The following is a 15,418-nucleotide window of genomic DNA, read 5'->3' on the forward strand; positions in this document are numbered from 1 at the left end:
TATGGACACGACGTATGGTCGGCGCATGAGCAATTCGACTTTTCTTCTCGTGCACGGTGGCCACCACGGCGAATGGGTGTGGGAGCCGCTCCGGGCCGAGCTCGGCAAGCGAGGCATCCTCAGCCGGACCGTCACGCTGCCGAGCGCGGTGACCGACCCGGATGGCGGCGAGCCGTACCCGGGGATGTACGACGACGCGCGTGTCGTCCGGGAGGCCCTCGCCACGATCGACGGGCCGGTTATCGTGGTGGCACATTCGTACGCGGGAGTGCCGGTCACCGAGGCGGTCGCGGGTGACTCGAACGTTGTGCATGTCGTCTTCGTGGCGGCGTACATGCTGGAAGTGGGGGAAAGCATGTTCGGCACCCACGGTGTGCCGCGCCCGGAGTCGCTGGAAGGGCTGCGGCCGGCGGCCAACCCCGACCTGAACCTGCCGCTCGCCTTCTACGACGGCGACCCGGGCAACCCGGCGACGGCCGCGGCGATCGCGCGCCTCGTGCCGCAGAGTGTGCGCGGTGACTTCGAGACGGTCACCCGGGCCGGCTGGCGCGAGGTCCCCAACAGCTACGTCATCCCGGACGACGACATCTCGCTGACCGGCACCGTCGCCGAGCGGCTGGCCAAGCGGGCCGACCGGACCTACCGGGTGCCCGGCAACCACGCGCCTTTCTGGTCGCATCCGGCCGAGTTCGCCGACCTTCTCGCCGAGATCGATGGCCTCGACCACGCGCCGCGCTAAGCCGCCCGCCGGTCCGAGCGACACCGAGGCCCGCATCCTCGCCGCGACCGAGCGCCTGCTCGGGCGCGGCGAGCGCTTCACCGAGCTTCCGGTGCAGCGCGTCCTCACCGAGGCCGGAGTCTCGCGGGCCACCTTCTATGCGCATTTCAAGGACAAGACCGATCTGGTGCTGCGATTGACCGATGACGTACGGCGGAGGTCGCTCGACCTGGCGCAGAACTGGCGCCCCGAGAGCGCGGACGGGTACGCGAGGTTCTTCACCGACGTGATCGCGCTGCACCGGTCGAAAGCGCCGGTGCTCGCGGCGCTGCGCGAGGTCGCCGTCTACGACGCGACCGTGCGCGGCTTCTACACGGCCGACCTGGAGGGCTTCGACGAGGTGGTGCTGCAAGCGCTGCTCGATCAGCAGGCGGCCGGGCTGACCAGCTCCGATGTGGACGCGGCGGCGGCGAGCCGGGTCATCGTCTGGGGCGGCGCACAGGCCATCGCCCGCCACATCGAGGTCGACGACGGCTCGGGCGACGGCGCGTTCGCGCGGGAGCTGGCAAGGATTTGGTGGTACGGGGCTTTCCGCCGTACGTCCAATTGAAGTTCATCTCTTTCTTGGTTCTCCGTCAGGCGCGTCCGGCTGAATGTGGCCATGGATCGACGAACGATGTTGCGTGCGACGGTGGTCGGTGCGGGCGCGGTGGCGCTGCCCTTCACGGCGTGGTCGGCGGCGTACGGCGCACCGGCACAGAACGCCACCGGGCCGTACGGCCCGCTTCAGGCCGCGGACGCCCGCGGCATTCAACTTCCGGCCGGCTTCACCAGCGCGGTCGTGGCCCGGTCACGGCAGGCGGTGCCGGGCACGTCGTACGTCTGGCACGACGCACCCGACGGCGGCGCGGTCATCCCCAACGGCAGCGGCTGGATCTACGTCTCCAACTCCGAGGTCTCCTCGTCGGCGGGCGGCGGCGCCTCCCGCATCGTCTTCAACTCGAGCGGTGTCGTCACAGGGGCTTCCAGGATTCTTGGTGGTACGAATCAGAACTGCGCCGGGGGCAAGACACCCTGGAACACGTGGCTGTCGTGTGAGGAAGTCTCGCTCGGGCGCGTCTACGAGACGTACCCCCTGGGTGGCAGTGCCGTTGTCCGCCCGGCGATGGGCCGCTTCAAGCACGAGGCGGCCGCGGCCGATCCCGTACGCAAGGTCGTGTATTTGACCGAGGACGAGCCGGACGGCAAGTTCTACCGCTTCGTGCCCACCGTCTGGGGCGACCTGTCCGCCGGCGTCCTGCAGGTCTTCGTGGCCGGCTCGGGCACGTCCGGCACCTTCACGTGGGCGAACGTCCCCGACCCGGACGGCTCGCCGACGGTGACCCGCTCGCAGGTCTCCGGCGCCAAGACCTTCAACGGCGGCGAAGGCTGCCACTACGCCGACAACACGGTCTGGTTCACCACGAAGGGCGACAACCGGGTCTGGCAGGTGAACCTGGCGGCCGGCACGTACGAGCTGGCCTACGACGACAACCTGGTCAGCCCCGGCACGGCCCCACTGTCCGGAGTCGACAACGTGACGGGCTCTTCCTACGGCGACCTGTACATCGCCGAGGACGGCGGCAACATGGAGATCTGCCTGATCACCCCCGACGACAAGATCTCCCCGTTCCTGCGCATCACGGGCCAGAGCAGCTCCGAGATCACCGGCCCGGCCTTCACCCCGGCCGGCGACCGCCTCTACTTCTCCTCCCAGAGAGGCACCACAGGCTCATCGTCGGGCGGCATCACCTACTGCGTCACGGGCCCGTTCCGCCGCTGACCGACCTGCGCCGCGGGGGCGCCGCGCTCGCCGAGCCGCCACAACACGAGCGCGGCGCCTCCTCGCACAGGAGCGGCGGGAACAGGCGTGACCATGGCGCCGATGCCGAGGTCCTCCGTTTGAAACGCTGCCGCTCACATCAGGCAGGACGTCAGGAGCTTGAGGGCCGACAGCGCGAGCAGGAAGACCATGACGTGCAGGTCGACGGCGTTGAGCAGGGCACTGGTCGGGCGGTTTTCGCGGCGCTGGTGGGACCGCGCGCTCACCACCGCCCTGCTCGGACGGCGGTTTCGCCGGCCGTGCAGCCGGGCGAGCGCCTTGGGGGCGAAGGCGGCGGCGGTGAACAGGCCCACCACGACGTAGTCCTGGAGACGGGCGCCGATCAGCGCGATCACGGCGCCGACCGTGCCGCCGACGATGAGGACGGCCAGGGCCGGGCCGAGCATCGCCGCGCGGAGCTTGGTCATGGCCCGCGCGTGGTGAAGGCTCACCGTGCCCGGTCTGATGCCCATCTCCGAGGCGGCCTCGACGCGGGTGCGTCCCTGTTCGTCGCAGAGTTCCACCGCGCGGCGCTGCTGAGGGCTCAGCTCGTCCATGGCCGGCGCGAGCATGGCGGTGACCCGGGCCTCCTCCTCGGCCATGATCAGGGATTCGTCCGCGCCGAGCGCACGGTCGCGCATCTCGATGCCTTGACTGAGCAGGCTGTCGAGGGACGGGCCGAGGCGTTGTTCGGCGCGTAAGGCCTCGAGGACGGCGACCTCGGCCCGGGACCTCGCGTAGGCGCGCGGCTGACGGATCTCGCCCCAGTTGACGAGGAGCTGCTCGTAGACGCTTTGCAGAATGTCGTCCGGGTCGAGACGGCAGGCCGGAATCGCGAAGCGGGTGAGCAGGTAGTGGGTACGCCGGCGCAGCGCCGGAGCGTAGTCCGACCAGAATGCCGCCAGGTCGCCGGTCTCGGCCGGCGCACCCAGCGACAGAGCCTCAGCGGTCATCGCCGGTGCCGGGCAGGTCGCCGGCCGGGATGCTGATCCGCCAGCGCGCGTCGTCCTTGCCGTTACCGGAGATCTCGGTGCCCGGCGGCAGGCCCGCTCCGGCACGGACGACCTCGGCGCGGGCGCGCAGCACGGTCGCTTCGGCGTGGGCGGCGGCCAGGCGCCATACGCTGTAGACGACGGGCGCCGCCAGCGCGATCAGCGGATCGATCATGAGGAACTCCAGGTGGTCGTGATCCGCTCGGCGCGGCTCGTACCTCCTTAGGTCATCAGCAGCCTGTCGAGTTACACATCGGAACCGACTTTCTTCGCACCTCACCCGTCCGTGTCAGGTGGTGCCGGATAGGCGCAGGGCTAGCTTGACCTGGCTGAACGTTTCCGGTGGGAGGATGCAGACATACTCGGTCAAGGAATCCGGGGTCAACGTGACCTGCCACGTGCAGAAGATGTGGTTCGGGTGGGGGAGCGCCACTCTGATCACCCCGGCCGGGGAGAGGCCGAGCGGGACCTCGATGCCGGCCAAGCCGGTGGGGTGACTGTGTTCCGCCTCCGCTGGGGACAGCAGGGTGTAGCCGCGCTTCTGGGCCTCGGTCGCGGGGGCTACGACCTGGATGGCGGTCAGGTCGTCGGCGAGCAGGACCACCGGCCACGCCGGGTCCAGGGTTGAGCGCCACACTTCGCCTGGTCTCATGGGGCTCCTGGTTGGATGGTCGGCATGAAGCTGACGCTCCCGGACGGACGTGTCCTACGGTATTGCTTTTACGGGCCGGAGGACGGCCTGCCCACCGTCTTTCACAACGGGTCGCCCAGCAGCCGGTGGAAGCGGCCCAGCCTGGCCGCGGGCATGGAGCGGAGCAAGCTTTGCTTTCTCGTCTATGACCGGCCGGGGTACGGCGGGTCCACGCGGCAGCCGGGGCGGACCGTGGCCGATGCGGCGGCGGATGTTCGGGCGCTCGCCGACGCGTACGACTGGGAAAGGTTTGCCGTCTTTGGTGGCTCCGGCGGTGGGCCGCATGCGCTGGCCACCGCCGCGTTGCTGGGGGAGAGGGTGACGCGCTGCGCGGTGCTGTCCGGCATCAAACCGCGCGAGTCGTCCACCGGCGAGTCGGAGCTGCGGGAGCGGCAGGCCGAGAGTGCGGCGCACATCCTGGGGCAGATCGAGGCGGGCGGGCCCGAGATGCCGTGGGAGCCGGGAACGCCGGCGCGTGACGATCCGGCGGCCATGGCGCGGATCCGGGCCACCTTCGTCGACAGCATGGACGGGTGGGTGGACGACAGTCTCGCCTTCGCGCGGCCGTGGGGGTTCGACGCGGCGCGGATCGCCGTGCCGGTCGGTGTGTGGCGGGGGACCGACGATCAGGTCGTGCCGCCGGAGAACGCCGAGTGGATGCTCACCACCGTGCCGGGCGCGCAGGGGCACGTCTACACCGGGGGGCATCTGCCGGGGCCCGGCACCTACTCCGAGATCTACGAGTGGCTCAGCTGACGCGTGTACGGTCGGATCATGCGCGTCCCCACCGCCGCGGTCACCGCGGCCTCCCTGATCGGCGGGTGGCAGATCGCCCGCAGCACCGGTGTCCGTCCGCTCGGCGGCGCCGTTCTGGCCGCCGGTGGTGTGCTGGCCGGGCGGGAGTGGGTGCGCCGCACCAGCCCGGCCGTGACGGCGGGGCTGGCCGCCACCTATGTGGGGGCGTTCGGGCTGTCGCATCCGCTGGCCAAGCGGATCGGGGCGTGGCCTTCGGTGCTGGCCGTCTCGGCGGTCACGGCCGCGGCGTCGTACGTCCTGGCAGACCGGAAAGCACCTCGCTGAGGCGGGCCGCCGCCGCGCTCGGCAGGATCAGGTCCGCCGCCGGGAAGCGGGACCGGGGCACGTACGGGTTCGGGATCGCGACGCAGGGCAGGCCTGCCGCCTGCGCGGCCGCGACGCCGTGCGGGGTGTCCTCGAAGGCGACCGCCCGCTCAGTGCCCAGCCGGGCGAGAGCCAGCAGGTAGACCGCCGGATCCGGCTTGTGGGCCGCGACCTCGTTGCCGCAGGCCAGCACGTCGATGTCGGCGGCCAGCCCGGCCCGTTCCAGCAGGCCGCGCACGTGGTTCTCGTGCGAGCTGCTGGCCACCGCCAGCCGCAACCCGAGCTCGGCGGCCTCCGCGAACCATTGCCGGATGCCCGGCGCCGGCTCGAGCTTCTGATTCAGGGTGAGGCGGTACGCGGTGCGGCGGGCATGACTGGCCGCGCGGTCGTATCCGGCTCCGACGGCCGCCGCCAGCGCCGCGTACCTCTGTTCGTTGACGTCGCCGCCGTGGTCGGCGAAGAACCCCTGTTCGGTGAGTTCGAGCCCGTGCTGGCGCCACTCGTGACGCCAGCTCTCCAGCAGGGTCGTCTCGGTGTCCATCAGCAGGCCGTCGAAGTCGAAGATGAGCGCGTCGATCGTCACCGCCTCATAGTGCCGTGAGGATCTCCGCCAGCTCGCGCGGCCGGGTGAACATCGGCCAGTGCCCCGAGTCGATGTCGACATAGTCGAGGTGTTTCACCCGGGCCAGCTCGGGCACGTCGCCGGCCTCGACCCACTCGCGGGCCTGCGCGGGGCTGAACTCCGGGCAGACGAGCACGACCGGCACGTCGAAGCGGCGCTCGTCGGTCAGCCGTACGGTGCCCCGGGCTACTCCTTCCGGGACCGCGACCGCCGCCGCTTCGAAGTCCTTGCGGGCGCGATCGTCGAGGTCCTGGGCGTCGGGCCCCTCGAAGGGCTCCCATCCCGGGAACGGCATCACGCCGTCCTTGACCTCGAAGAAGTCCGCATACGGCTTCCCGTCCTCGGTCGGGAAGCCGCCGATCAGGGCCACCTTGGCGACCTTTTCCGGCCGTCGGTCGGCCGCGATCCAGGCGAGCGTGCACGCCGCGGAGTGACCCACGACGACCGCTTTGCCGGGCGCCGCGTCCACGGCCGCGAGCACGGCGTCGATCTGATCGGTCAAAGTCAGGCCCTTTGGTGGTACGGGGACAGAGGCGCGCCCCCGCCGCTCGAACTCGGGCACGACCTCGCGCCACGCCGAACCGTCCAGCCACAGGCCACCCAGGAGAACGATTGTCATGGCCCGCAACCTACGGCCTATTCCGGACGATCGGCTTCCGGTAGCGTGCTCGATGTGCCGGACGGATCGAGCCCCACCGCGCGGGCCCTGCGCACCCTGGAGCTGCTGCAGGCACGCCCCGGCACCACGGCCGAGCAGCTCGCGGCCCATCTCGGCGTCACCGAGCGGGCGGCCCGGCGCTACGTCGGCATCCTGCGCGAGGCCGGCATCCCGGTCCAGTCCGCCCGCGGCCCGTACGGCGGATATCGCCTGGGCCGCGGCACCCGGCTGCCCCCGGTCGTCTTCACCGAGGATCAGGCGCTCGGCCTGGTCATGGCCGTCCTCGACGGCCACCCGGCCGCCATCGACGCCGACGACCTGGTCGGCGCCGCCCTCAGCAAGGTCATCCGCGCCCTGCCCGACAGCATCGGCCGCCAGGCGGCGGCCTTGCGGGCGTACGCGTCGGCCGCCCCCGACCGGCACGCGGCCCGCCCCGACCCGGCCACCACGAGCGCGCTGGTGGCGGCCTCCGCCGACCGCCACCGGGTGCTGGTCACCTACCGCTCCGAACGCGGCGACGCGTGGGACGCCGAGGTCGACCCGTGGGCGGTGGTCGTCCGCTTCGGGCGCTGGTACCTGCTGTGCCACTCCCACCGGGCGGACGCCATCCGCACGTACCGCATCGACCGCATCCGCGCCGTCGAACGCCTCCCGCACACGTTCACCCCACCCGGCGACCTCGACCCGGTCGCCTCGCTGGAGCAGAACCTGGGCGCCGGCTGGAAATACACGACCCGGGTGGTCTTCCACGCCCCGCTGGAAAAGGTGGCCCCGTGGATCCGCCCACCCATGGGCCGCCTGGAACCGGACGGCGACCGCTGCATCCTCAACGGCACGACGACGAACACCGAGATGTACGCCCAGGAGTGGCTGGCCGCGGTCCCCATCGACTTCACCGTCGAGGGCGGCCCCGAGCTGAGAGCCGCGGTAGCCGCCGTGGCCGCCCGCTTCACAGCCGCCCTGCGCTAGTGTCCTGAGTCGTTGAATCGTCGGCAGTGGGTACGTGGGTGGCATGCCTAGCCCGACTGCGGTGCCGATCGTGCTCACTGACGACGAGCGAGAACTCTCGATCTGGCCACCGGCAAGGTCATCGGCTCGTTGCATGCCCGGCACCGGGCGATCGAGTTCAAGAAGTTCCTGGTGACCCTCGACCGTGAAGTCCCGGCCGACCTCGACGTCCACGTGGTGCTGGACAACGCCTCAACCCACAAAACCCCGGCCATCAAACGCTGGCTGGCCGCGCACCCACGCTTCGTCCTGCACAACACCGCGACCAGCAGTTCCTGGCTCAACCTCGTCGAGCGCTGGTTCGGTGAACCGACCACCAAGAAACTGCAACGCGGCACCCACCGCAACGTCCGCGACCTCAACAAAGACATCCGGACCTGGATCCAGACCTGGAACGACGACCCCCGACCCTACGTCTGGACAAAAACCGCCGACCAGATCCTCGAATCCATCAAGCGCTACTGCACCCGCATCAACGACTCACGACACTAATAGGGCTTTGCCACCCTCGAGCCTGACGGTGACAGACGCTGGTACCCGGTGGCCTTGATCGTCTAAGAGGCCGAACCTGGCGCCAGTCCAGTCGGGCGCCCAGCGGTCGCCGCTCAGGTCCGAAGCACGCGGGCGTTACCGTGAAGCGGTGATCGACTTCTCCAGCCCTTCCGTGTTCAAGCTCAACCCCTGCGACCCCGCCACGGTCCACCCGCAGGTCGCGCCGTTGCTCATCCCTGGTGAGCATCTGGTCGCCGCGTTCCGGACCACGCGCGACTTCGTGACGTTCACCAACAAGCGCTTGATCGCGGCCAACGTTCAAGGCATGACCGGCAAGAAGGTCGATTACACCTCGCTGCCGTACAACAAGATCCAGGCCTTCTCCATCGAGACCGCCGGTAACTTCGACCGGGACGCCGAGCTCGACCTGTGGTTCAGCGGCCTGGGCAAGGTCCGCCTCGAGTTCAAGGCCAACGCCGACATCCGCCAGCTCGGCCAGATGATCGCCTCGTACGTTCTCTGATCGGATCCGTGCAACCGAACGTGACCTTCGCTCGTCTTGGTGCTCATGAAACGACGAGAGGCCTCAGATGGCACGCGGTGACGACGAGTTCATCGCGTTCGCCCAGGCGAGTTCCTCGCGGCTGCAACGGGCGGCCTACCTGCTCACCGGCGACCAGCACCAGGCCGAGGAGGCGGCTCAGGCCACGCTGGTCCGGGTGTACGCCGCCTGGGGGCGGATCAGCCGCAAGGATCCCTACGCGTACGCCCGCACGGTGCTCGCCAACCTGGTCACCGACCAGTGGCGCCGCCCGATGCGGGAGTACGCGACCGAGACCATGCCGGAGCAGCAGGCTCCGCAGGACGTGGCCGACGTCGTGTCGAAGCGGCGCTGGCTGATCGGTGTCCTGCAGGCATTGTCACCGCGGGAACGGGCGGTGATCGTGCTGCGGCACTTCTTCGACGCCAGTGAGGCCGAGGTGGCCCGCGAGCTGGGCCTGCCCGCGGGCACGGTGAAGGCCCTCAACTCGCGCGCCTTGGCGAAGCTGCGCATCACGGCCGGCCTCGTGCCACCGCTACGAACCGAGACGGAAGCAGGTGCCGGACTGTGACGCAGCTGGAAGATCTGAAGGACGCCATGCATTCACCACCCGACTTCCAGCCCGCCCCCTTGGACCTTCAGCAGGTGATGTCCGCCGGGGGCCGCATGCGCCGTCGCCGCCGGCTCGCCGTCGGCGGTGCGTCCGCGCTGACCGTGGCGGCCCTGCTGATCGGCGGCAGCCAACTGGCCGGCCTCCGTGGCCCGGTCGGGCCGATGCCCGGGTCCGGCGTATCGGCCCCGTCGGCCGGTGTCTCCGCGGCGCCCGGCGTGGTCGGCACGATCGTCGAGACCGGCCGGCAGGCCGAGGGCCGGCGATGGATCATCTACGCCGAGACGGTCGACCCGAACGATCTGGACGCGACGCTCACCCTGGTTCTGGGGCGCACTCGGACCGGCACCATCGACGACTTCGACCGGGTGATCGTGAGCAGCGACCCGGGTGCCGGCCGGCTGGCTCCCGGCTTCCACGCGGTTCAGGCCGGCCGCCTGGTCGAGGGCCGCACCACGCCGACCTTCGGCTACTACGTGGGCGACGCCGCCCGGATCACCGCCCGTGACGCCACCACCGGCAAGACCGTGGAGGCGAAGCGGGCGTCCTGGAGCGCCTTCGACGAATCGGAGAGGGCGACGATCTTCTGGTTCGACTTCACCCAGGGCAAGCCCCCGGCCACCTTGACCGATCTCACCGCCGGCGGCTGACTACGGTGGAGCGGGGAGGTTCTCGTGACCGAGGTGATCGTTGTCGGGGCCGGGCCTACGGGGCTGATGCTGGCCGGTGAGTTGCGGCTGCACGGCGTGGGGGTGGTCGTGCTCGATCGGGAGCCCGCCCCGACCCCGAACGTGCGGGCTCTGGGGCTTCACGTGCGCAGCATCGAGATCATGGATCAGCGCGGGTTGCTCGAGCGTTTTCTTCAGCGGGGCAAGCAGTTCCGGCTCGGCGGGTTCTTCGCGGGGCTCGGCACGAAGTGGCCCGACGGGCTGGACACCGCTCATTCGTATGTTCTCGGCATTCCGCAGACCGTGGTCGAGCGGCTTCTCGCCGAGCACGCGGCCGGGGCCGGGGCCGAGATCCGGCGCGGGGCCGAGGTGACCGGGCTGAGCCAGGACGACTACGGGGTCACGGCCGAGCTGGCCGACGGCTCGCGGGTGCAGGGGCAGTTCCTGGCCGGATGCGACGGTGGCCGCAGCACGGTTCGCAAGCTGCTCGGGATCGGCTTTCCGGGTGAGCCGTCGCGGCACGAGACGCTGCTCGGGCAGATGGAGGCGTCGGCGCCGGCCGATCAGATCGCGGCCGTGGTCGCCGAGGTCCGCAAGACGCAGCTGCGGTTCGGGCTCGGGCCGGCCGGTGACGGGACCTACCGGGTCGTCGTTCCGGCCGACGGTGTGGCCGAGGATCGGGCCGTCGCGCCCACCCTCGACGACTTCCGGCAGCAGCTGCGGGCTTTCGCCGGCACCGACTTCGGTGTGCACTCGCCGCGCTGGCTGTCCCGGTTCGGTGACGCGACGCGGCTGGCCGAGCGTTACCGCGCCGGGCGGGTCTTCCTGGCCGGGGACGCCGCGCACATTCATCCGCCGACCGGCGGGCAGGGGCTCAACCTCGGGCTTCAGGACGCCTTCAACCTGGGCTGGAAGCTGGCCGCCGCGGTGGCCGGGTGGGCGCCGCAGGAGCTGCTCGACTCGTACGAGTCGGAACGTCATCCGGTCGCCGTCGACGTGCTCGACAACACCCGGGCCCAGATGGAGCTGATGTCGGCCGGGCCGGGCCCGCAGTCCGTACGCCGGCTGTTGTCCGATCTCATGGACATCGACGAGGTGAACCGGCGGCTGATCTCGAAGATCACCGCGATCGGCGTCCGCTACGACTTCGGTGACGGGCCTGATCTGGTGGGGAGACGATTGCGGGATGTACGCCTGAAGCACAGCGGCCGCCTTTTCGAGCTTCAGCACGCGGGCCGCGGCCTCCTGCTCGACCAGACCGGCGGCCTGTCGGCCGGGGGCTGGTCCGACCGGGTCGACCACGTCGCCGATGTCAGCGACGAGGTCGATCACCCGGCCGTCCTGCTGCGCCCCGACGGTCATGTCGCCTGGGCCGGCGCCGACCAGCGGGACCTGGACGCTCAGCTGTCCCGCTGGTTCGGTCCCTAGGCTCGCCGCTCCCGGCGGGTGAGCCGTCGCGCGTCGAGCCGGACCTGCGCCAACTTCCACGGCGGCAGGGTCAGCGGCCGGCGTCGCCGGGTCCATCGGGACCGCTCGGCGGACTGCTGCCGGAAGAGAGCCGACGGCCGGACGTCGTACGGGGCCGGAAGGCGAAGGTCCCCTAGCTGATGGAAGATCATGGATTGCACCGATCTGCTGAGGTGATCCGCGCACGCCGAAGGAGCGCGGGACGACGAGAAGCGTGAAAGCTCAGCTGATGCGGTACAACGGACTGTCCTTTCCCGATAGGTGCCCGGCGACACTAACAGCGCGCCGCCGGTCGATTCCACCGGTTTTTCAGAGCTTGACCAGCGCCAGATCCCACTGGCCGTGCTCGTCCGCCCAGACGGTGACGGCCTGCCCGGCCAGCAGCGGGTCGTTCTCCGGCTCCGTGTCGACGTCGATGTCGCCCACCTCCTCGATCTCGTCCGTGATCCGCAGGGCGTCCTCGCGGGTACCGTCGGTGGCCACCCGGATGCGCGCGACACGCCATCGGCTGCCGCTCAGGTCACGACCGGCCAGGGCACGTCCCTCGACCAGCTCCCCGTCGACCTCGAAGAGGGTTCCGGCCCCGTCGACCAGCAACGGCCCCTCGTCCGCGATGGTCAGATTGTCGTCGACCACGGCCCGCTCGCCGCTCAGCACGGCGGGATCGATCCAGGCGGGCAAACGGTCCAGCTCGGCCTCGTTGATGAAGTTGCCCCAGGCGTACAACGCGTACATGTCGAGAACGCGTCCTTTCCGTTCGTGTAGGCAGTGAGAAGCGAGAACGAGGAGGAATGATGGCGCAGTATCTGATGAGCGTCTACCAGCCCGACGGCGACCCGCCGCCGCCCGAGGTGCTGGGCCCGATCATGGCCGAGCTGGAGAAGCTGAACGAGGACCTCCGCGCGGCCGGGGCCTGGGTTTTCGCGGTCGGGCTGCACCCGCCGTCGTCGGCCACAGTGGTCCGCGACCGCGACGGCGAGACGCTGCTGACCGACGGGCCGTTCACCGAGGGCAAGGAGCACCTCGGCGGCTTCACCGTCATCGAGGCGGCCGACCTGGACGAGGCGCTCGGCTGGGGCGGCCGCATGGCCAAGGTCGTGGCGCCGCTGGCCATCGAGGTGCGCCCCGTCGCATGACCGACGAGATCGAGCGGGTCTTCCGGGCCGAGTTCGGCCGGGCGGTCGCCGTCCTGACCCGCCACTTCGGCGACCTCGACGTCGCCGAGGAGGCGGTGCAGGAGGCGTTCGCCGTGGCCGTGCGCCGCTGGCCCGAGACCGGGGTGCCGCCGGCGCCGGCCGGCTGGATCATCACGACGGCCCGCAACCGGGCGATCGACCGCCTGCGCCGCGAGGCCCGGCGGGCCGATTTGGAGGCGGAGGCCGTGCGCGACCAGGAACCGTACCGACGCGACGATCTGATTCGGCTGATCTTCACGTGCTGCCATCCGGCGCTGGCACCGGCGTCCCGGGTCGCGCTCACCCTGCGGCTGCTCGGCGGGCTGACCACCAACGAGATCGCCCGGGCCTTCCTGGTGCCCGAGGCGACGATGGCGCAGCGGCTGTCCCGGGCCAAAGGCAAGATCCGCGACGCCCGCATCCCCTATCGGGTGCCGCGCGACGAGGAACTGCCGGGGCGGCTCGGCGCGGTCCTGGCGGTCCTCTATCTGATCTTCAATGAGGGGTACGCGGCCGGGACCGGCGACGACCTCACGCGCGACGACCTCACCGCGGAGGCGATCCGGCTGACCCGGGTGCTGATGAGCCTCATGCCGGACGAGCCCGAAGTGCGGGGCCTGCTCGCCCTGATGCTGCTCGTCGAGGCGCGCCGGCCCGCCCGTACCACCGACGACGGTGACCTGATCCGCCTGGGTGACCAGGACCGGAGCCGCTGGAACCGGCGGCTGCTGGACGAGGGGCGGGAACTGCTGCGCGCCTGCCTGCGCCTCGACCGCGCGGGCCCGTACCAGCTGCAGGCGGCGATCAACGCGGTGCACGCGGACGCCGGGAGCGCGGCCGAGACCGACTGGCCGCAGATCCTCGCGCTCTACGACCATCTGGCGCTCTTCGACCCCGGCCCGGTCGTCGCGCTGCATCGGGCCGTCGCGGTCGCCGAGGTGCACGGTCCGCACGAGGCGCTGGCCATTGTGGAGGGTCTGAAAGGCTTGGAGGGACACCACATCTGGTACGCCGTCAGGGGCGAGCTGCTCGGCCGATGCGGCCGTCGCCGGGAGGCGGCCCAGGCGTACACCCAATCAGCGGAACTCACCGCGAACGCGAGTGAAAGGCGGTTTTTGCGGCGGAGGTCAGACGCGGAACGCTGAGACCACGCTGCGCAGCTCGGACGACATGCGGGCCAGCTCGGCCGTGGCCTCCTGCGTCTCGGTGACGCTCTGGCTGGTCAGCCGGGCCGCCTCGGCGACGCCGGTGATGTTCTCGGCGATCTCCCCGGTGCCGCCCGCGGCCTCGGCGACGCTGCGGTTCATCTCGGCCGTGGTGGCGGTCTGCTCCTCCACCGCCGACGCGATGGTGGTCTGGAACTCGCTGATCCGCTCGATGACGATCGAGATCTCCTCGATCGCGGCCACCGCGCCGCTGGTGTCGGCCTGGATCGCCTCGACCCGGCGCGAGATGTCCTCGGTGGCCCGCGCGGTCTCCTGAGCGAGATCCTTGACCTCGGAGGCGACCACCGCGAAGCCCTTGCCGGCGTCACCGGCCCGGGCGGCCTCGATGGTGGCGTTCAGCGCCAGCAGATTGGTCTGCTCGGCGATCGAGGTGATCGTCTTGATGACGTTGCCGATCTCGGCCGAGGAGTCACCCAGTTTGTTCATGGTGGCCGACGTGGTGGCCGTGACGCTGACCGCCTCGGCCGCGACCCGGGCCGCCTCGGCCGCGTTCTGCGAGATCTCCCGGATCGACGCGCCCATCTCCTCGCTGCCGGCCGACACCGTGTCGACGCTGCGCGACACCTGCTCGGCCGCGGCCGACACGGCCTGCGCCTGGGCCGAGGTCTCCTCGGCCGTCGAGGCGATGCTCTGCGACGTGCCGGTCAGCCGCTCGGAGGCCCCGGCCAGGGAGGCGGCCGAGCTCTCGATGGTGGTCACCGTGGTCCGCAGCCGGGCCATCGCGGCGTCCAGCGAACGGCCCATCCGGCCCGGTTCGTCGCGGCTGACGAGGCCGGTGGTGCGGGTGAGGTCGCCGTCGGCCAGGCCGTCGCAGACGACTGTCACCTTCCCCAGCGACTGTACGATCTTGCGCGCCACCCAGGCGCCGATGAACAGCGCGACGGCGAGGCCGACGACGAGGGTGAGGAGGGAGAAGGTCCGGCTGCTCGTGTAGGCCGTGTTGGCGGCGTCCGAGTTCTTCGTCGCGTCGGCGGTCTCCGCCTTGTCCATCGCTGTGGTGTTGGCGGTGACCTTCTCAATGATCGGGATGGCCTCGGCATCCCTGATCTTGGCCCACTCGGCGAGCGCGTTGCGGTCGCCGGCCGGCAGCATCTTGTTCTGCGCGACGTCGACGTAGTCGTCCCAGTTCGACTGGAGCTCGTCGATTATCGCCGGATCGGCGGCCGGCATGCTGTTGCGGTACGCGGCCATCGCGGTCTTGAAGGCTTCGAGATCCTTCGTGAAGCTCTCGGTGTACTGCTGCGTCGTGGCAGCGGTCACGGAGAGAGCTTGCATCGACAGGTCGATGCGGGTGGCGCTGATGGCGGCCCTGATCTGGCCCACCGCCTTGATGCTGGCGATGTTGCTCTTGGAGATCAGCTGGGCCTTGTCGTTGACCTGGCTCAGCGCGACGATGCCGAGGATGCCCACGACCAGGGCGACCAGGGCGGCGACACCGACCGCGATCAGCACCTTCGCGCTGACGCCGAGGTCGGAGAAGGAGAAGCCCTTGCGCGTGGCCGGGGCGTGCTCGTTCGTGGTCAGGAGGCTCACTCTGCCCACTATCGCGAATCGGACTCGACAAAAGGCA

At 70.5% G+C, this 15,418-nt stretch carries 20 protein-coding genes and 1 pseudogene; 13 read left to right on the forward strand and 8 right to left on the reverse strand.

The window, feature by feature from the left end; translation table 11 throughout:
• The first annotated feature begins 25 nt into the window (after window positions 1–25).
• The 3 genes from CRP55_RS42730 to CRP55_RS42740 are packed head-to-tail and all read left to right on the forward strand — an operon-like array spanning window position 26 to window position 2,540.
• Window positions 26–739 (forward strand): alpha/beta hydrolase, encoded by a 714-nt coding sequence (locus tag CRP55_RS42730; RefSeq protein WP_179855587.1) that lies wholly within the window; start codon window positions 26–28, stop codon window positions 737–739.
• Window positions 714–1,328 carry a TetR/AcrR family transcriptional regulator gene (locus CRP55_RS42735; RefSeq protein WP_097327737.1) on the forward strand — a complete coding sequence of 205 codons (615 nt, stop codon included), beginning with the start codon at window positions 714–716 and terminating at the stop codon, window positions 1,326–1,328. Before CRP55_RS42730 ends, CRP55_RS42735 begins: the two co-directional genes overlap by 26 nt.
• 51 nt (window positions 1,329–1,379) lie before the next feature.
• Window positions 1,380–2,540 (forward strand): alkaline phosphatase PhoX, encoded by a 1,161-nt coding sequence (locus tag CRP55_RS42740; protein ID WP_097327738.1) that lies wholly within the window; start codon window positions 1,380–1,382, stop codon window positions 2,538–2,540.
• A gap of 134 nt (window positions 2,541–2,674) precedes the next feature.
• On the opposite strand, the gene CRP55_RS42745 is transcribed toward CRP55_RS42740, so the two are convergent.
• The 3 genes from CRP55_RS42745 to CRP55_RS42755 form a co-directional block, all read right to left on the reverse strand.
• Window positions 2,675–3,532: a sigma-70 family RNA polymerase sigma factor gene (locus CRP55_RS42745; RefSeq protein ID WP_097327739.1), complete on the reverse strand. Its 858-nt coding sequence runs from the start codon at window positions 3,530–3,532 to the stop codon at window positions 2,675–2,677.
• Complete coding sequence (locus CRP55_RS42750) at window positions 3,522–3,746, reverse strand: hypothetical protein (protein ID WP_097327740.1); 225 nt, start codon at window positions 3,744–3,746, stop codon at window positions 3,522–3,524. The genes CRP55_RS42745 and CRP55_RS42750 overlap by 11 nt, the downstream gene beginning before the upstream one ends.
• Before the next feature lie 114 nt (window positions 3,747–3,860).
• The gene (locus CRP55_RS42755; protein WP_097327741.1) at window positions 3,861–4,223 is read right to left on the reverse strand and encodes a hypothetical protein; all 363 of its coding nucleotides are present in this window, start codon (window positions 4,221–4,223) and stop codon (window positions 3,861–3,863) included.
• A 24-nt stretch (window positions 4,224–4,247) separates the two neighbouring features.
• Between CRP55_RS42755 and CRP55_RS42760 the strand changes: the two genes are divergently transcribed.
• A complete protein-coding gene (locus CRP55_RS42760) occupies window positions 4,248–5,018 on the forward strand; it encodes an alpha/beta fold hydrolase (protein ID WP_245923724.1) in 771 nt (256 codons plus the stop codon).
• 18 nt (window positions 5,019–5,036) lie between these two features.
• Window positions 5,037–5,342, forward strand: coding sequence for a hypothetical protein (locus tag CRP55_RS42765; RefSeq protein WP_097327781.1), 306 nt, complete (start codon window positions 5,037–5,039; stop codon window positions 5,340–5,342).
• On the opposite strand, the gene CRP55_RS42770 is transcribed toward CRP55_RS42765, so the two are convergent.
• Both CRP55_RS42770 and CRP55_RS42775 read right to left on the reverse strand, forming a co-directional pair.
• Complete coding sequence (locus CRP55_RS42770) at window positions 5,293–5,964, reverse strand: HAD family hydrolase (protein ID WP_097327743.1); 672 nt, start codon at window positions 5,962–5,964, stop codon at window positions 5,293–5,295. The two genes, CRP55_RS42765 and CRP55_RS42770, sit on opposite strands and share 50 nt — an antisense overlap.
• A 4-nt stretch (window positions 5,965–5,968) precedes the next feature.
• Window positions 5,969–6,631 (reverse strand): alpha/beta fold hydrolase, encoded by a 663-nt coding sequence (locus CRP55_RS42775; protein WP_438865849.1) that lies wholly within the window; start codon window positions 6,629–6,631, stop codon window positions 5,969–5,971.
• Window positions 6,632–6,676: 45 nt separating this feature from the next.
• Between CRP55_RS42775 and CRP55_RS42780 the strand changes: the two genes are divergently transcribed.
• From CRP55_RS42780 to rox, 6 genes and pseudogenes are all read left to right on the forward strand, one after another.
• Window positions 6,677–7,630, forward strand: coding sequence for a helix-turn-helix transcriptional regulator (locus CRP55_RS42780; protein WP_097327782.1), 954 nt, complete (start codon window positions 6,677–6,679; stop codon window positions 7,628–7,630).
• A 96-nt stretch (window positions 7,631–7,726) separates the two neighbouring features.
• A pseudogene (locus CRP55_RS42785) lies at window positions 7,727–8,161 on the forward strand (transposase); the annotation flags it as partial.
• 148 nt (window positions 8,162–8,309) lie between these two features.
• A complete protein-coding gene (locus CRP55_RS42790; RefSeq protein ID WP_097327745.1) occupies window positions 8,310–8,684 on the forward strand; it encodes a PH domain-containing protein in 375 nt (124 codons plus the stop codon).
• A 67-nt stretch (window positions 8,685–8,751) separates the two neighbouring features.
• Window positions 8,752–9,273, forward strand: coding sequence for a SigE family RNA polymerase sigma factor (locus CRP55_RS42795; protein WP_097327746.1), 522 nt, complete (start codon window positions 8,752–8,754; stop codon window positions 9,271–9,273).
• Window positions 9,270–9,962 (forward strand): hypothetical protein, encoded by a 693-nt coding sequence (locus CRP55_RS42800; protein WP_097327747.1) that lies wholly within the window; start codon window positions 9,270–9,272, stop codon window positions 9,960–9,962. The genes CRP55_RS42795 and CRP55_RS42800 overlap by 4 nt, the downstream gene beginning before the upstream one ends.
• A 24-nt stretch (window positions 9,963–9,986) precedes the next feature.
• Window positions 9,987–11,408, forward strand: coding sequence for a rifampin monooxygenase (rox, locus tag CRP55_RS42805; RefSeq protein ID WP_097327748.1), 1,422 nt, complete (start codon window positions 9,987–9,989; stop codon window positions 11,406–11,408).
• Here the strand turns inward: rox and CRP55_RS42810 are convergent.
• Together CRP55_RS42810 and CRP55_RS42815 are read right to left on the reverse strand one after the other, a co-directional pair.
• Window positions 11,405–11,599, reverse strand: a complete 195-nt coding sequence (locus CRP55_RS42810; RefSeq protein ID WP_097327749.1) for a hypothetical protein — start codon at window positions 11,597–11,599, stop codon at window positions 11,405–11,407. The two genes, rox and CRP55_RS42810, sit on opposite strands and share 4 nt — an antisense overlap.
• 157 nt (window positions 11,600–11,756) lie before the next feature.
• Window positions 11,757–12,182 (reverse strand): hypothetical protein, encoded by a 426-nt coding sequence (locus CRP55_RS42815; RefSeq protein WP_097327750.1) that lies wholly within the window; start codon window positions 12,180–12,182, stop codon window positions 11,757–11,759.
• 59 nt (window positions 12,183–12,241) lie between these two features.
• On the opposite strand from CRP55_RS42815, the gene CRP55_RS42820 reads away from it, so the two are divergent.
• Window positions 12,242–12,583 (forward strand): YciI family protein, encoded by a 342-nt coding sequence (locus CRP55_RS42820; protein WP_097327783.1) that lies wholly within the window; start codon window positions 12,242–12,244, stop codon window positions 12,581–12,583.
• Window positions 12,580–13,767, forward strand: a complete 1,188-nt coding sequence (locus tag CRP55_RS42825) for an RNA polymerase sigma factor (RefSeq protein ID WP_097327751.1) — start codon at window positions 12,580–12,582, stop codon at window positions 13,765–13,767. Before CRP55_RS42820 ends, CRP55_RS42825 begins: the two co-directional genes overlap by 4 nt.
• Here the strand turns inward: CRP55_RS42825 and CRP55_RS42830 are convergent.
• Window positions 13,750–15,381 (reverse strand): methyl-accepting chemotaxis protein, encoded by a 1,632-nt coding sequence (locus tag CRP55_RS42830; protein WP_245923725.1) that lies wholly within the window; start codon window positions 15,379–15,381, stop codon window positions 13,750–13,752. The genes CRP55_RS42825 and CRP55_RS42830 overlap by 18 nt on opposite strands.
• Window positions 15,382–15,418 lie beyond the last annotated feature (37 nt).

The sequence above is a fragment of the Paractinoplanes atraurantiacus genome (assembly GCF_900215205.1).
GTDB lineage: Bacteria > Actinomycetota > Actinomycetes > Mycobacteriales > Micromonosporaceae > Actinoplanes > Actinoplanes atraurantiacus.

Coding starts and splice junctions, on each gene's coding strand:
- CRP55_RS42735 (WP_097327737.1), top strand. CDS start 714: ATGGCCTCGACCACGCGCCGCGCTAAGCCGCCCGCCGGTCCGAGCGAC.
- CRP55_RS42795 (WP_097327746.1), top strand. CDS start 8,752: ATGGCACGCGGTGACGACGAGTTCATCGCGTTCGCCCAGGCGAGTTCC.
- CRP55_RS42760 (WP_245923724.1), top strand. CDS start 4,248: ATGAAGCTGACGCTCCCGGACGGACGTGTCCTACGGTATTGCTTTTAC.
- CRP55_RS42740 (WP_097327738.1), top strand. CDS start 1,380: ATGGATCGACGAACGATGTTGCGTGCGACGGTGGTCGGTGCGGGCGCG.
- CRP55_RS42825 (WP_097327751.1), top strand. CDS start 12,580: ATGACCGACGAGATCGAGCGGGTCTTCCGGGCCGAGTTCGGCCGGGCG.
- CRP55_RS42765 (WP_097327781.1), top strand. CDS start 5,037: ATGCGCGTCCCCACCGCCGCGGTCACCGCGGCCTCCCTGATCGGCGGG.
- CRP55_RS42750 (WP_097327740.1), bottom strand. CDS start 3,746: ATGATCGATCCGCTGATCGCGCTGGCGGCGCCCGTCGTCTACAGCGTA.
- CRP55_RS42815 (WP_097327750.1), bottom strand. CDS start 12,182: ATGTACGCGTTGTACGCCTGGGGCAACTTCATCAACGAGGCCGAGCTG.
- CRP55_RS42755 (WP_097327741.1), bottom strand. CDS start 4,223: ATGAGACCAGGCGAAGTGTGGCGCTCAACCCTGGACCCGGCGTGGCCG.
- CRP55_RS42730 (WP_179855587.1), top strand. CDS start 26: ATGAGCAATTCGACTTTTCTTCTCGTGCACGGTGGCCACCACGGCGAA.
- CRP55_RS42745 (WP_097327739.1), bottom strand. CDS start 3,532: ATGACCGCTGAGGCTCTGTCGCTGGGTGCGCCGGCCGAGACCGGCGAC.
- CRP55_RS42820 (WP_097327783.1), top strand. CDS start 12,242: ATGGCGCAGTATCTGATGAGCGTCTACCAGCCCGACGGCGACCCGCCG.
- CRP55_RS42810 (WP_097327749.1), bottom strand. CDS start 11,599: ATGATCTTCCATCAGCTAGGGGACCTTCGCCTTCCGGCCCCGTACGAC.